Below are 12,974 nucleotides of genomic sequence, written 5' to 3'. Positions count from 1 at the left end.
GGCCAATATAGAATGCGCGCTGCTTTTTAAGCAGGCGAATAACAGCCTGTCAATAGTGCATAAAGCCTAAAACAACAACTGGGTGGTGTGAGATGAGTGATTTTGAATTGAAAACGGCTGCGTTGCCGAGCTGGCCGCAGCGGGCCGCGCTGCGCATGCTGAATCTGTTCGGCTGGCGCATGCTGTACCGCCCCCTGCCCGGTCCGCGCGGCATCATGGTGGTGTATCCGCACACCTCCAACTGGGACTTCTTTGTCGGCCTGTTCGGCAAGTGGGCGCTGAATCTGCCGTTCCGCTGGCTGGCCAAGGACTCGCTGTTCAAATCGCCGCTGGGCGGCTGGTTCCGCGCGCTGGGCGGCGAGCCGGTCGACCGCAGCGCACCGCAAGGCATGATCCGCTCGCAGGCCGAACGCATCAACGCCGCCGACTGGTACTGGCTGGCCATCACGCCGGAAGCGTCGCGCAGCTACCGCCCCAACTGGAAGAGCGGCTTCTATCACCTGGCGCTGGAAGCCAAGGTGCCTTTGTGCCTGGTGTATATCGATTATCCGAACAAGACCCTGGGCGTGGTCGACCACCTGCATTTAAGCGGCGACCAGCAAGCCGACATGGCGGCGATCCGCGCCATCTACGCCGGCCACCAGGGCCTGTATCCGGAAAACCAGGCGCCTATCGAGCTGCAGGAACGCCGCGCCGAAGAGCGCAAATAAGTCTTACGCCGTCGCCGCCAGCATCACGCCGGTGGCGGCAATCGCCGCGCCCGAGGCCTTGACCGCCAGCGCCGGGCTGACGCGGCCCAGCAGACTGCCGCCATACACCAGCAGCAGGCTGGCCGCCAGCAGGCCGGCCGCGCTGATCGCCTGCGGCAGTTCGTGACCATGGGCGTTACCGTGCAGGACCGCGAACACGCCGACCATGACCGCGCCAGCCGCCGCCGGCAAGCGCACCGCCGCCACCAGCAACACGCCCAACAAGGCCACCGTCAATCCGATGCCGGTCTCCAGGCCGGGAATGCTCAAGCCCAGCGCGCCGCTGGCCATGCCGATCAACAGCATGCCGACAAAGGTGGCCGGCAGCCATTTGGCGTTCGGCTGGCGCACGCTCCAGGCGCCTACCGCCAGCATCGCCAGCAGGTGATCGAGACCGGTGAACGGGTGCGCAAAACCTTGCAGGAAGCCGTGCGTGTGGGCGCCGGCGCCGGGGTGCGCCAAGGCGCTGCTGCTGGCGGTGGCCAGCGCGACGAGTGCGACGGCGGTGAGTGTTTTTTTCATGGTCTCTCCTTTATTGGTCCAGCAAGCCTTGTTGGCGGATGTAGTCGATGACGGTGTTCACGCCTTCGCCGCTGCGCAGATTGGTGAACACGAACGGACGGTTGCCGCGTTGCTGCTTGGCGTCGCGCGCCATCACGTCCAGGTCCGCGCCGACGTGCGGCGCCAGGTCGGTCTTGTTGATGATCAGCAGATCGGAACGGGTGATGCCCGGACCACCCTTGCGCGGAATCTTCTCGCCGCCGGCGACGTCGATCACGTAGAGGGTCAGGTCCGACAGTTCCGGGCTGAAGGTGGCGGCCAGGTTGTCACCGCCGGATTCCACCAGGATCAGGTCCAGGTCCGGGAAGTCGGCCTGCATGCGGGCGATGGCTTCCAGGTTGATCGAGGCGTCCTCACGGATCGCGGTGTGCGGGCAGCCGCCGGTTTCCACGCCCATCAGGCGTTCGGCCGGCAAGGCGTCCGCGCGCAGCAGGATCTCCATGTCCTCCTTGGTATAGATGTCGTTGGTGATGACGGCCATGTCGTAGTGGTCGCGCATGCCCTTGCACAGCATTTCGCACAGGGCGGTCTTGCCCGAGCCTACCGGGCCGCCGATGCCGACGCGGAGTGGATTGGATGTCGTCATGTTTGCTCTTTCAGGATCTGTATAAACGGCTGTATTGAACTTCGTGCTGCATCGACAGCAGCGACAGGCCCGGCGCCCAGTTGCACATATCGTCGTCGCTGACGGTTTGCGCGTAGCGGGCGGCCGCTTCGATGTCGGCGCGCAGCGATAGCAGCATGCGCTGGCCGGCCACCTGCCCCAGTGGCACCGATTTGACGCACACCAGCACCTGGTTTTCCGCCCACGCGAACAGCATCGCCAGCAGCGCCGCGTCGTGCGGGATGGCTAACGCGGCGACCGCGCAGCTGAAGGCGGTCGGCAGTGCGACTTCCGCTGCGCCTTGCAACTGCGCCAGCATGTCGGCATCGGTAATGCCTAATTCGGCCACCAGCTTGGTGAGCGAGTAGCCCATCTGGATGGTCTCGGCGCGGAATTCGCTGCTGTCGCGCGAGGCGATAAATTTTTCGCTCCAGTCGCTGACGGCCTGCCAGTCGCGCCGCGACCAGGCTTGCATCAGGCGCCAGGTGACCGGGGCTTCCCATTGCGCCACCACTTCGTGCAGGTGACGCGCGATCCAGGCGCGGGCGGTATCGGCGTTGTGCACCGTGCCGCTTTCCAGCGCCGCCTCCAGCCCTTGCGAGTAGCTGTACGCGCCTATCGGCAGGGCCGGACTGGCGAATTGCAAAAGGTTGAGCAGCGCGGCGGCCTGCATTTATTTCGGGTCGCTCGGACGGTGGATCTTCTGGCGCAGCGGGATCGGCGCCAGCGGGCCTTGTCCGTGGTCGTGATGGTGGCCATGGCCGCCGCCGTACGCGCCGGACTCCGGCTCGAACGCTGCTTGCTCTTCCACCACCGTGGCGCCCAGACCAGCCAGCATCTCCTTCAGCACCGCATCGGCACGAATGCGCAGGAAGCCGTCGCCCACCTGCGCCTGCGTGTGGCGGTTACCGAGGTGGAAAGCGCAGCGCAGCAGCGCATGCGCGTCCACGCAAGTGACTTTGTAGGTCGGCTCCGGCGCAGCGACCACGCGGATCACGCGCTGGTCTTCGCCGGTCAGCAGGTCACCGTCCCGCAGCACCGTGCCGCGCACGGTGAACACGGCCACTTCTTCGCCACTATCCAGCGTGGCGCGCAGCCGGCATTTTTCGCGCAGTTCGTATGGCAGCACCAGCTGGGCAGCAATCACCTCAGCGTGCGGAATCTTGGAATGTAAGGTCAGCATAAAGCGGTCAGCATCGTCAGAACAGGAAATAGCGCTGCGCCATCGGCAGCACGGCGGCGGGTTCGCACACCAGCAGCTCGCCATTGGCGCGTACTTCATAGGTTTCGGGATTGACGTCCATCTTCGGCGCCAGACTGTTGTGGATCATGTCGGACTTGCGCAATGCGCGCATGTTCTTGGCCACGATCAGCGTCTTGTTCAATTTGAGCGCATCGCCGATGCCGGCGTCATACGCCGACTGCGACACGAAGGTGAACGACTTCTTCAAGCCGCCGCCGTAGGAACCGAACATTGGCCGGTAATGCACCGGCTGCGGCGTTGGAATCGACGCATTCGGATCACCCATCAGCGCGGCGGCGATCATGCCGCCTTTTAAAATCATCTGCGGCTTGACGCCGAAGAAGGCCGGCTTCCACAACACGATGTCGGCGATCTTGCCCACTTCCAGCGAGCCCACCGCGTGCGCGATACCGTGCGTGATGGCAGGATTGATGGTGTACTTGGCGATGTAGCGCTTGACCCGGAAGTTATCGTTGCGCGAAGAATCCGGCGCCAGCGGCCCGCGCTGCACCTTCATCTTGTGCGCCGTCTGCCAGGTACGCATCACCACTTCGCCAACACGGCCCATGGCCTGCGAGTCGGACGACATCATCGAAATCGCGCCGAGGTCGTGCAGGATGTCCTCGGCGGCGATGGTCTCGCGGCGGATGCGCGATTCGGCAAACGCCACGTCCTCGGTAATCGCCGCATCCAGGTGATGACAGACCATCAGCATGTCCAGGTGCTCGTCCAGCGTATTGACCGTGTACGGCCGCGTAGGATTGGTCGACGATGGCAGGACATTCGATTCGCCCACCGCCGCGATGATGTCCGGCGCATGGCCGCCGCCCGCGCCTTCGGTATGGAAGGTGTGGATCGTGCGGTCCTTGAACGCCGCCAGCGTATCGGCCAGGTAGCCGCCTTCGTTCAGCGTATCGCTGTGAATCGCCACCTGGATATCCATCTTGTCCGCCACCGACAGGCAGTTGTCGATCGCGGCCGGGGTGCTGCCCCAGTCCTCGTGCAATTTGAGGCCGATGGCGCCGGCGCGCACCTGCTCTTCCAGCGGCGCCGGCAGGCTGACATTGCCCTTGCCGAGAAAGCCCAGGTTCATCGGAAACGCATCGGCCGCCTGCAGCATCGAATGCAGATGCCACGGTCCCGGCGTGCAGGTAGTGGCCGAAGTGCCGGCCGACGGCCCGGTGCCGCCGCCGATCATGGTGGTCACGCCGCTCATCAGCGCTTCCTCGATCTGCTGCGGGCAGATGAAGTGGATGTGCGTATCGACGCCGCCGGCGGTGACGATCATGCCCTCGCCCGCAATAATCTCGGTGGCGCCGCCGATGGCCATGGTTACATCCGGCTGGATGTCCGGATTGCCGGCCTTGCCGATGGCGGCGATCATGCCATTCTTTAAACCGATATCCGCCTTGACGATGCCCCAATGGTCGATGATCACGGCGTTGGTGATCACCGTGTCCATCACGTCGGCGGCCACGCGCTGCGACTGGCCCATGCCGTCGCGGATCACTTTGCCGCCGCCGAATTTCACTTCCTCGCCGTAGGTGGCGTAGTCCTTTTCAATTTCGATAAACAGTTCGGTATCCGCCAGCCGGATGCGGTCCCCCGTGGTGGGACCGAACATTTCGGCATAGGCACGGCGCGAGATTGTAGCCATGAGAGCCTTTTAGCCTTTTGGTGGTGTGGTGAGCTTGCCCATTACTTTGCCGTTGAAGCCATAGACTTCCTGGTCGCCGTCCAGCGTCACCAGTTCCACGGTGCGCTGCTGGCCCGGCTCGAAACGCACGGCGGTGCCGGCGGCGATGTTCAGGCGTTTGCCATAAGCCTTCCAGCGCTCAAGCTTGAGCACCGAATTGACTTCAAAAAAATGAAAGTGCGAGCCGATTTGCACCGGGCGGTCGCCCTGGTTGGTGACCACGACAGAAATGGTTTCGCGCCCCACGTTGAGGGCGATCTCGCCCTCTTCAAGCTTGTATTCCCCTGGGATCATGATGAACTCCTTTATGGAATCGGATTGTGGACAGTCACAAGCTTGCTCCCGTCGGGGAACGTCGCTTCGACCTGGATGTCAGGGATCATTTCGGGAATACCCTCCATGACGTCGGCGCGCGTCAGAATGCGCGCGCCGTCGGACATCAATTGGGCGACAGTCTTGCCGTCGCGGGCACCTTCCATGATGGCGCAGGTAATCAGCGCCACCGCTTCCGGGTAATTCAACTTCAGGCCACGCGCAAGGCGGCGTTCCGCCACTATGCCCGCGGTAAAAATCAACAACTTATCTTTTTCGCGTGGAGTCAGGTCCATGTCGTTTTTCTCTTTCGGCTCTTTCAGGTTTGCCAGATGCGCGGCGTAACGGCTTCGCGCTCCAGCAGATGCGGACGCACGCGGCGCCATACATTCAGCATCAGGCGACGCGCGGTTTCGCTGTCGTCGCCCAGGTGACGTGCCACCAGCACGCCTTTCGTCTGTGTCACGCCGAAAACATGCTCGCCATCGGCGGCAATGTCAGCGCGGATTTCATTCAGTACAGCAGCCGGCAGCGGCTTGCCGGCGGCGGTCAGCGTCGCGCACACGGTGCGGCCGTTGAGCGCCAGCGGACTATCCAGGCGGCCGCCGACCATGTCGCCCTGCTCCCACCAGATCAAGCGCCCTTCCCGGCGGATGCTGCTGCGCTGGCGAATGCGGCCGCTATGAAATACCTCGCCCGAACCGCGCCGGCCCATGCACAGGATCTCGCAGCCGATGAAGGTGGCGCCGGCCGCCAGTTCCACATGCTGGTCCAGCACCACGTCGGCGGTGTCGAAGAAGATGGTTTCCTGCGGCAGCCACTCCAGCGCCGCGTCCTGGTTCACGTGCAGGTGCACCGACTGGCGCGACACCTTGCCGTTGGCCTGATACCACTTGGCCGCGCCGGGCGTACTGATAAAGGCATGCGCGCGGTCGCCGACGCCGATGTCGATTTCCAGCTGGTCGCCGCCCACCACGCCGCCCGGCGGATGGACGATGATGGCCTGGCACACCCTGGCGTCTTCCGGATACAGCGCCTTCTGCACACGCAGCGGGCCGTAGTGCAGCTTGTCCAGCAGCCGCGTGGTGCCGGCGTCATCCGCAAAACCAAGCGTCAGGCTGGCATGCCAGGCGCTGCTGCTGGCGGCAAGGTCACGCGGTGCGGTGCAATCGGGCATAAAACCACGCAGAAGAAATAATGTTCAGTCCTATGCAATCGGCGTGCCAGCTGAAAGCGGCCATCCGGCAGCTCGCCTGCACCGTTACGCTGCGCACCGCACCAATATGGTGCAATCAGTCAAACCGCTGCAAATAAAAGGATTCTCGCGTCCGGCAAAAAGTCGCTGTTGTAAAAAAGTGCCGTCGGGCAAATAAATTTTGCGTTTTCTACGCCGGCAAAAGCATTGCCTCACGTAACAAAAGCAGGTTTTTTACTGTTGAGGAATAATGGATTTCATTGAAGCGCGGAAATAAAAGTTGTCGAGATAGCGCGGAAACCAACATCATCACTTATTTAAAAGGAGAGCATCATGATCAGCAAATCCGTATCCCGCATCGGCCTGGTTGCCGCACTCAGCGCCACGCTGCTGCCACTCCTGAGCGGCGCCGCCGTCTACAGCAACGGTAGCAAAACCTCGGCCTTCGACGTCACCCTGAAGATCATCGCCGACTGCACCATCGCCGCCACCCCGCTGGACTTCGGCCAAAGCCAGGGTGTGCTCGCCAGCAACGTCAGCGTCAACACCTCGCTCGCCGTCACCTGCACCAACACCACGCCATACAACATCGGCCTGAACGCCGGTACGGTCGCCGGCTCCACCACCTCGGCGCGTCTGATGGCAGGCACCACCGCCGGCAATACCTCGACCACCGTCGCCTTCAATCTGTACCAGGCCGCCGGCACCACCAACTGGGGCAATGTGCAAGGCACCGACACCAAATCGAGCACCGGTACCGGCACCGTGCAAACCCACACCGTGTATGGCGTCGTTCCTGCACAAGCCACGCCGCAGCCAGATACCTACAAGTCGACGATCACCGCGACCGTCTACTTCTAAGCACTACCCTTCTTTCCGCCGCCAGCCCTATCAGCAGCTGACGACGCGACACAGTATCTCCCCAGCGCCCAAGCCCGCGCTAAGTTTTCCCCTAGTCTTTCCCCATACCGCCCCAGCGTAGCGGCAACGATCTATCTATAGCCCTCACTGGAGAATCACCATGGCACGCCACGTCCTCACCCGCATCGCCGCCGCCGCAACCGTCATCGCCATGCTTGCGCCCATGATCGGCGGCGCCGCCGTGTACAGCAATGGCAGCAGGACCAGCAACTTCGATGTGACGCTGACCATCATCGCCGACTGCACCATCGCCGCCGCACCGCTGGACTTCGGCCAGTCGCAAGGCGTGCTGGCCTCCACGGTATCGGCCAACAGCTCGCTGCAAGTCACCTGCACCAACACCACCCCCTACAATGTGGGCCTGAATGCCGGCACCGTATCCGGGTCCAGCACCTCCGCGCGCCTGATGGCCGGCACCACTGCCGGCAACACCTCCACCACCGTCGCCTTCAACCTGGCCATGACGGCCGGCGGCGGCAACTGGGGCAACACCCAGGGCACGGACACCAAATCGGGCACCGGCACCGGCTCGGTACAAACGCTGACCGTGTATGGCTCCGTGCCGGCACAGGCCACGCCGCAGCCGGACACCTACAAATCCACCGTCACCGCCACCGTGTATTTCTGATTCTTGAAACCGGCGCAAGGGAGCTTTGATCCCGGAACCCTTGGTCTGCAACCGTGTGATCCCCATACTGTCTGCTTCTTGTATTCATTCGGGAGCAGCACATGAAAGTATTCGTTACCGGCGCAGCCGGCTTTATCGGCGGTTCGATTGCCGCAGGCCTGGTCAAGGCAGGACATGAAGTAGTTGGCCTGGTGCGCAAGCCCGAACAACTGGACGAAGTGAAAAAAATCGGCGTCACTGGCGTGCTGGGCGCGCTGACTGACCGCGACCTGCTGATCGCGCAGGCGCAGGCGGCGGACGCCGTCATCAACGCCGCCAGCAGCGACAACCGCGCGGCGGTGGAAGCCTTTATCGACGCACTGGCCGGCAGCGGCAAGGTATTCCTGCACACCAGCGGCTCCAGCATCGTCGGCGATGCCTCGGGTGGCGAAGGCACCGACAACATCTATTACGAAGACAATCTGCCAGCGCCCACCGAGGACAAGGCCGCGCGCGTGGCCATCGACAACCTGGTGCTGGACGCGGCCAACCAGGGCGTGCGCTCGGCGGTGCTGTGCAATACGCTGATCTACGGCCACGGCGCGCTGCCGCGCGATTCGGTGCAGCTGCCACGCCTGCTCAAGCAGGCGCGCAAGAGCGGCGTGGTGCGCCATGTGGGACCGGGCCGCAATATCTGGTCGAATGTGCACATCGACGACGTGGTCGACCTGTACCTGCTGGCGTTGGAAAAAACCGCAGCCGGCGCCTTCTATTTTGTGGAAAGCGGCGAAGCCTCGTTCGGCGAGATGAGCGCGGCCATCGCCAAGGCGCTGGATCTGGGCCCGGCGCAGGACTGGCCGCTGGAACTGGCCAAGGAAGAATGGGGTTATGAAATGGCCTCGTACGGCCTGGGCTCCAACAGCCGCGTGCGCGGCGAGCGCGCCCGCAAGCAATTGGGCTGGCAGCCGCATCGCCCGCCAGTGCTGGACTGGATCGCGGGCGATATGCTGCGCGGCTAATGCCTTAGTGGACTGGCGTGTAGGTCAGTCCAAACATCTCGGCATATTCGGCCATCGGCGGCAGGCCGATCGCGCGCCGCCGTTCGTCGACGTGGGCTTCGTCTTCGATCGGCTCAAACTGCAACGGCGTGCCGCCCAGCTGCGAACCGTAGATCTGCGGCTTGCCATCGGCGATACGTATGCGGTCTTCCAGCAGCGCCAGGTTGTTGCCACGGGCATCGCCGCGTTGAACCGCATCGCGCAACAGCGGCAGGTATTTGCGCTGGGTGTCATGATCGGCATGCTGCACGACCAGGAAAGCGGTCTGCGACGCCGCACCAGCGAAACGCAATCCCGGCCAGCCGAAGGCGTCGATGATCTCTGCCAGACGTTTGGTGTTGGCGACGTCGATTGCAGTCTGCTGCTGCCATTCCTCCGGCGTCAGATCGCCCTGCACCGAGCGGCCGCGATATAACTGGTCGGTTGCCGCCATCGCCTCCAGATCCCGCACCGCCTTGGCACGTTCCGCGCTGATAGGCGCCTTGCTGAACACGACATCTTCGCCAAACAGGATGAACGATTGCCCGCCATCCGGAATCAGGCGCGCCTGCACATTCCCCGTCAAGTGACGGCTGGTCGCATCGCTATCGACATGATTGGCCTGGGCGCTCAATTCGGCTTTGGCGCCGATGGCAAAGATCATGCCGCCCACCGGTTTGCCGCCGGCGTAGAACGATACCGTGGTTTGTGTCAGGCCGTCCTCTGCCCGGCCGGACAGCGCCACGCCGGCCAGCGCGCCAATCAGCAGGATGCGTGGATACAGGGTCATTGTGCTGGTTGCGGTGCTGGTTGCGGTGCTGGCTTTACTACCGGCTGCGGTGCCGGTTTGGCTTTCAGGCTATTGAGCACGCCCGCTGGCACCTCGATCGGCTTGCCGTTGACCGTCAGCTTGCCTTCCTTGATGTCGATCACGGTGCGCAGTTCGTCCTGCACCAGCGTGCCAAAGCCGCCGCTGACGGTCTTGCCGACCACCATGCTGACTACCGCATCGGCGCCAGCGTCGATCTGCTTGGCCGCATCCGGCAACGACGGATCGACGGATTTGCCAGCAAAGACGCGCGCCACGTCGCGCACCAGCGCCACCGGCACCCGCACTTCAAAGTGCGCCACGATTTTCTTCATCAGCGCATTGATGTTGCTGAAATCGGCCTCCACCACTTTCTGGAAGCTGACGCGGCCCTTCAACGACGCCACGTGGCCGTGGTACGCGGCGCTGATGTCGTCGATGAACAGGGTAGCACCGGCGGTGACCATGCGCTTGCCGAAATCGGTCATCGTCTTCAGGGTGCGTTTCACCTCGGCTTCGTCTTCCATATTGGCGCCCTGCTGATCGCGCAGTTGCTTGGTCATATCCGCCAGCGCCTTGGCCGGCACATTGGTGATATGGACCGCAAAGTTGCTGCGCTCGACGCGCTCGTCGCCAACCACAATCGCCTTGATCGTATTGCTGTAGACGATTTCCGCCATCGCACCACGGCGGCGCACATCCGACTTGGCCTCGATACCCTCGAAGCGCATCATTTCCTTGATCTCGCGGCTGCCTGGCGCCGAGTCGCGCACCACCAAACTGCCAACCTTGATCAGGGCCGTGCCATAGCCGACCTGATCGGCGCCGTACACGGCCCGGGTGGTCATGCTGATATCGTTGAAACTGACCGAACCGCCCGGACGCGTCACCATCAGCGACGGCCAGGTACTGTCCGTATTCAACGCGCGACCGGCCTTGTCGGTCGAGAGCTTCACCGTCATCTCGGTCCAGGTGAAATCGGTGCCGTTGCCTTGCAGGTAGGTGTACGGCGCCAAACCGCCGACATAGTTGATCTGGCCCTTGGGACCGTTCGCCACGCGCTGGATCGCGAATGGTTGCGCGGTGCCGAAGATCTCTTTCAACTTGGGCTGCAGCTCAGACGAAAACTGGAACCTGGTGTACATCTCCAGTTTCTTGCCCACATTGACTTCCTTGCCCACCGCGAGCTGCACCTCTTTCTGCGCAGCGCGAAGCGTAGCGGAGGTTTCCGGCTTCAAGATTTCCGGCGGCTTAGGCGGCGCGGCCGGCGGCACGGGTGCTGGTGCAGGCGCTGGTGCAGGCGCTGCTGCTGGCGCCGCGTTCTGGGCGTGGGATGGGATGGCCAGCATGGCGCTGGCCATTGCTACTGCAAGAAGAGTCTTTTTCAAGGTGTGAACCGGTGAGTGTGTAAAGATATAGCATTTTAATTAAACAATCTCTCCGGAAATACACACATTGTCACTCCAGGTCGGGGTACGGGCTCTTGCCGCCGTCCGCGATAAACTGGTCGATGCGCGCCTCCAGCACCGGCAGCGGGACCGAACCCAGTTGCAGCACAGTGTCGTGGAAAGCGCGGATATCGAACTTCTCACCCAGCGCCTTCTCCGCCTTCTTGCGCGCATTGATGATGCTCATCTCACCCAGGTAGTAAGACAGCGCCTGGCCGGGCCACGAAATGTAGCGGTCCACTTCGGTCTCGATTTCATGGTCCGACAGCGCGGTGTTTTCGTGCAGGTAGTCCTGCGCCTGTTTGCGCGTCCAGCCCTTGCTGTGGATGCCCGTATCGACCACCAGCCGCGATGCGCGCCAAGCCTGGTAACTGAGCATGCCGAAGGTTTCATACGGCGTCTCGTAGATGCCCATCTCCGCGCCCAGGCGTTCGGTGTACAGCGCCCAGCCCTCGCCGTAGGCCGAGATGTAGGCGTTGCGGAACGGCGGCCGCCCCTTCTGCTCCATCGCGATCGGCATCTGGAAGGCGTGGCCCGGCGCCGATTCATGCAGCGTCAGTGCCGGCATGCTGTACAGCGCGCGCGCCGGCAGGTTGTAGGTGTTGACCAGATAGACGCCCGGACCGCCACGGCCCGACGTATAGAACGGCGCCTGATCGTCCGGCACCGGGATCACCGCAAAGCGGCGGCGCGGCAGGTAGCCGAAGTATTGCGACACCTTGCCGTCGAACTTCTTGGCCACCCAGGCGGAGCGCATCAGCAGCTCGTCCGGCGTCTTGGCGTAGAACTGCGGATCGGTGCGCAGGAAGTGCAGGAAGGCGGGCAGGTCGCCCTTGAAGCCGACCTGCTTGATCACGTCCTGCATCTCGCCGCGGATCTTGGCCATTTCGGCGATGCCGATCTGGTGGATCTGGTCCGCGCTCATCGAGGTGGTGGTGAATTCGACGATCTTCGACTGGTAATAGGCTTTACCATCCGGCAGGCTCTCGGCCGCCAGGTCGTCGCGCGACTTCGGCACATACTCTTCGCGCATGAACTTCAACAGCGTCTGGTGCGCCGGAATGACGTCGGTGGCGATGACCTTGATGGCTTGCTGGCGTAACTGCTCCTGCTTATCGGCCGGGATCGAGGCCGGCATGGTCTTGAACGGCAGGTAGAACACGGTGTCCTGCGGCGTTTTGGCATCGGTCACGGAAGTGATCGAACCATCGCGGCCGGTCAGGGTGACCTTTGGCGGCGTGAAGCCGCGCGCCAGGCCCACGCGCATGTTGACGATTTCGTCGTTGAAGTAGCGCGGCACATCGGCCAGCTGCTTGAGGTAATCGCGGAGCTCCACTTCCTTGGTCATTGAGCGGCGCGCGGTGCCGGCCATGTTGGACCAGAACGCAGTGTCGGCGTTCAGCGGCTTTTCGTAATCCTTGAACTGCTGGGCGGCGATAAAGGCGGCAATCTGCGCCTTGTACACCTGGTAGTTGATACGCTCCGGCGGCGACAGGCGCGCTTCCTTGATGCCGTCCAGCTTCTTCATCACGTCCTGCCAGTAGGCCAGGCGCTTGTTCTGCGTGGCCAGATCGACGCGCGGCAGCGACACCGAAACGCCGCTGTCGTCGTCATCCTCGCCATCTTCCATTTTCTGGCTCAGGCGCCATTTCCATTCCTGGGTGTAGACCGCCTTGAACTGGGCGTCCGACGGACCGGCTTTGACGGCCGGCGTAGCAGTGGCAGCGGAGACACCGAGACACAACAACATGCAGGCACCGGCGATGGCGGTGCTGAACTTCTTTTCCATAACA

Annotated in this window: 15 protein-coding genes; 4 read left to right on the top strand and 11 right to left on the bottom strand. The window is 62.9% G+C overall.

Features of this window, described 5'->3' with window-relative positions; genetic code table 11:
• Positions 1 to 92 precede the first annotated feature (92 nt).
• Entirely contained in the window at positions 93 to 710 is a 618-nt protein-coding gene (locus HH213_RS23300) for a 1-acyl-sn-glycerol-3-phosphate acyltransferase (protein WP_169113813.1), read from the top strand.
• Between the two features lie 3 nt (positions 711 to 713).
• On the opposite strand, the gene HH213_RS23295 is transcribed toward HH213_RS23300, so the two are convergent.
• From HH213_RS23295 to HH213_RS23260, 8 genes are read right to left on the bottom strand one after another with little or no spacing between them, the layout of a single operon-like run.
• On the bottom strand, positions 714 to 1,271 hold the full coding sequence (locus HH213_RS23295; protein WP_169113812.1) for a HupE/UreJ family protein: 558 nt from the start codon (positions 1,269 to 1,271) through the stop codon (positions 714 to 716).
• Positions 1,272 to 1,281: 10 nt separating this feature from the next.
• Complete coding sequence (gene ureG / locus HH213_RS23290) at positions 1,282 to 1,896, bottom strand: urease accessory protein UreG (protein ID WP_169113811.1); 615 nt, start codon at positions 1,894 to 1,896, stop codon at positions 1,282 to 1,284.
• Between the two features lie 10 nt (positions 1,897 to 1,906).
• Complete coding sequence (locus tag HH213_RS23285) at positions 1,907 to 2,587, bottom strand: urease accessory protein UreF (RefSeq protein WP_169113810.1); 681 nt, start codon at positions 2,585 to 2,587, stop codon at positions 1,907 to 1,909.
• The gene (gene ureE / locus HH213_RS23280) at positions 2,588 to 3,097 is read right to left on the bottom strand and encodes an urease accessory protein UreE (protein WP_169113809.1); all 510 of its coding nucleotides are present in this window, start codon (positions 3,095 to 3,097) and stop codon (positions 2,588 to 2,590) included.
• 16 nt (positions 3,098 to 3,113) lie between these two features.
• Positions 3,114 to 4,814 (bottom strand): urease subunit alpha, encoded by a 1,701-nt coding sequence (ureC, locus tag HH213_RS23275; RefSeq protein ID WP_110848184.1) that lies wholly within the window; start codon positions 4,812 to 4,814, stop codon positions 3,114 to 3,116.
• Positions 4,815 to 4,823: 9 nt separating this feature from the next.
• Positions 4,824 to 5,147, bottom strand: a complete 324-nt coding sequence (locus HH213_RS23270) for an urease subunit beta (RefSeq protein ID WP_110848185.1) — start codon at positions 5,145 to 5,147, stop codon at positions 4,824 to 4,826.
• 11 nt (positions 5,148 to 5,158) lie between these two features.
• The gene (locus HH213_RS23265) at positions 5,159 to 5,461 is read right to left on the bottom strand and encodes an urease subunit gamma (protein WP_161046610.1); all 303 of its coding nucleotides are present in this window, start codon (positions 5,459 to 5,461) and stop codon (positions 5,159 to 5,161) included.
• Between the two features lie 23 nt (positions 5,462 to 5,484).
• Entirely contained in the window at positions 5,485 to 6,342 is an 858-nt protein-coding gene (locus HH213_RS23260) for an urease accessory protein UreD (RefSeq protein WP_169113808.1), read from the bottom strand.
• Positions 6,343 to 6,693: 351 nt separating this feature from the next.
• Between HH213_RS23260 and HH213_RS23255 the strand changes: the two genes are divergently transcribed.
• From HH213_RS23255 to HH213_RS23245, 3 genes are all read left to right on the top strand, one after another.
• Positions 6,694 to 7,221, top strand: coding sequence for a Csu type fimbrial protein (locus HH213_RS23255; RefSeq protein ID WP_110848188.1), 528 nt, complete (start codon positions 6,694 to 6,696; stop codon positions 7,219 to 7,221).
• A gap of 160 nt (positions 7,222 to 7,381) precedes the next feature.
• Positions 7,382 to 7,909 (top strand): Csu type fimbrial protein, encoded by a 528-nt coding sequence (locus tag HH213_RS23250; protein ID WP_110848189.1) that lies wholly within the window; start codon positions 7,382 to 7,384, stop codon positions 7,907 to 7,909.
• Between the two features lie 101 nt (positions 7,910 to 8,010).
• Complete coding sequence (locus HH213_RS23245) at positions 8,011 to 8,907, top strand: NAD-dependent epimerase/dehydratase family protein (protein WP_169113807.1); 897 nt, start codon at positions 8,011 to 8,013, stop codon at positions 8,905 to 8,907.
• A 4-nt stretch (positions 8,908 to 8,911) separates the two neighbouring features.
• Here HH213_RS23245 and HH213_RS23240 read toward each other — a convergent pair whose 3' ends face one another.
• From HH213_RS23240 to HH213_RS23230, 3 genes are all read right to left on the bottom strand, one after another.
• Positions 8,912 to 9,715 carry a DUF6624 domain-containing protein gene (locus tag HH213_RS23240; RefSeq protein WP_169113806.1) on the bottom strand — a complete coding sequence of 268 codons (804 nt, stop codon included), beginning with the start codon at positions 9,713 to 9,715 and terminating at the stop codon, positions 8,912 to 8,914.
• On the bottom strand, positions 9,712 to 11,121 hold the full coding sequence (locus HH213_RS23235; RefSeq protein ID WP_169113805.1) for a DUF945 family protein: 1,410 nt from the start codon (positions 11,119 to 11,121) through the stop codon (positions 9,712 to 9,714). The genes HH213_RS23240 and HH213_RS23235 overlap by 4 nt, the downstream gene beginning before the upstream one ends.
• Before the next feature lie 70 nt (positions 11,122 to 11,191).
• Positions 11,192 to 12,970, bottom strand: a complete 1,779-nt coding sequence (locus tag HH213_RS23230; protein WP_169113804.1) for a DUF885 domain-containing protein — start codon at positions 12,968 to 12,970, stop codon at positions 11,192 to 11,194.
• Positions 12,971 to 12,974: the final 4 nt, after the last annotated feature.

Source organism: Duganella dendranthematis (assembly GCF_012849375.1).
Taxonomy (GTDB): Bacteria; Pseudomonadota; Gammaproteobacteria; order Burkholderiales; family Burkholderiaceae_D; genus Rugamonas; species Rugamonas dendranthematis.
Note: the sequence above shows the minus strand (reverse complement) of the source record. Positions and strands in the feature narration are given on the sequence as shown.

Bases quoted from the DNA above. Each gene is read 5' to 3' on its own strand.
- HH213_RS23260 (WP_169113808.1), bottom strand. From the start codon at position 6,342: ATGCCCGATTGCACCGCACCGCGTGACCTTGCCGCCAGCAGCAGCGCC.
- ureG (WP_169113811.1), bottom strand. From the start codon at position 1,896: ATGACGACATCCAATCCACTCCGCGTCGGCATCGGCGGCCCGGTAGGC.
- HH213_RS23265 (WP_161046610.1), bottom strand. From the start codon at position 5,461: ATGGACCTGACTCCACGCGAAAAAGATAAGTTGTTGATTTTTACCGCG.
- HH213_RS23295 (WP_169113812.1), bottom strand. From the start codon at position 1,271: ATGAAAAAAACACTCACCGCCGTCGCACTCGTCGCGCTGGCCACCGCC.
- HH213_RS23255 (WP_110848188.1), top strand. From the start codon at position 6,694: ATGATCAGCAAATCCGTATCCCGCATCGGCCTGGTTGCCGCACTCAGC.
- HH213_RS23245 (WP_169113807.1), top strand. From the start codon at position 8,011: ATGAAAGTATTCGTTACCGGCGCAGCCGGCTTTATCGGCGGTTCGATT.
- HH213_RS23250 (WP_110848189.1), top strand. From the start codon at position 7,382: ATGGCACGCCACGTCCTCACCCGCATCGCCGCCGCCGCAACCGTCATC.
- HH213_RS23240 (WP_169113806.1), bottom strand. From the start codon at position 9,715: ATGACCCTGTATCCACGCATCCTGCTGATTGGCGCGCTGGCCGGCGTG.
- HH213_RS23285 (WP_169113810.1), bottom strand. From the start codon at position 2,587: ATGCAGGCCGCCGCGCTGCTCAACCTTTTGCAATTCGCCAGTCCGGCC.
- ureE (WP_169113809.1), bottom strand. From the start codon at position 3,097: ATGCTGACCTTACATTCCAAGATTCCGCACGCTGAGGTGATTGCTGCC.
- HH213_RS23230 (WP_169113804.1), bottom strand. From the start codon at position 12,970: ATGGAAAAGAAGTTCAGCACCGCCATCGCCGGTGCCTGCATGTTGTTG.
- ureC (WP_110848184.1), bottom strand. From the start codon at position 4,814: ATGGCTACAATCTCGCGCCGTGCCTATGCCGAAATGTTCGGTCCCACC.
- HH213_RS23270 (WP_110848185.1), bottom strand. From the start codon at position 5,147: ATGATCCCAGGGGAATACAAGCTTGAAGAGGGCGAGATCGCCCTCAAC.
- HH213_RS23300 (WP_169113813.1), top strand. From the start codon at position 93: ATGAGTGATTTTGAATTGAAAACGGCTGCGTTGCCGAGCTGGCCGCAG.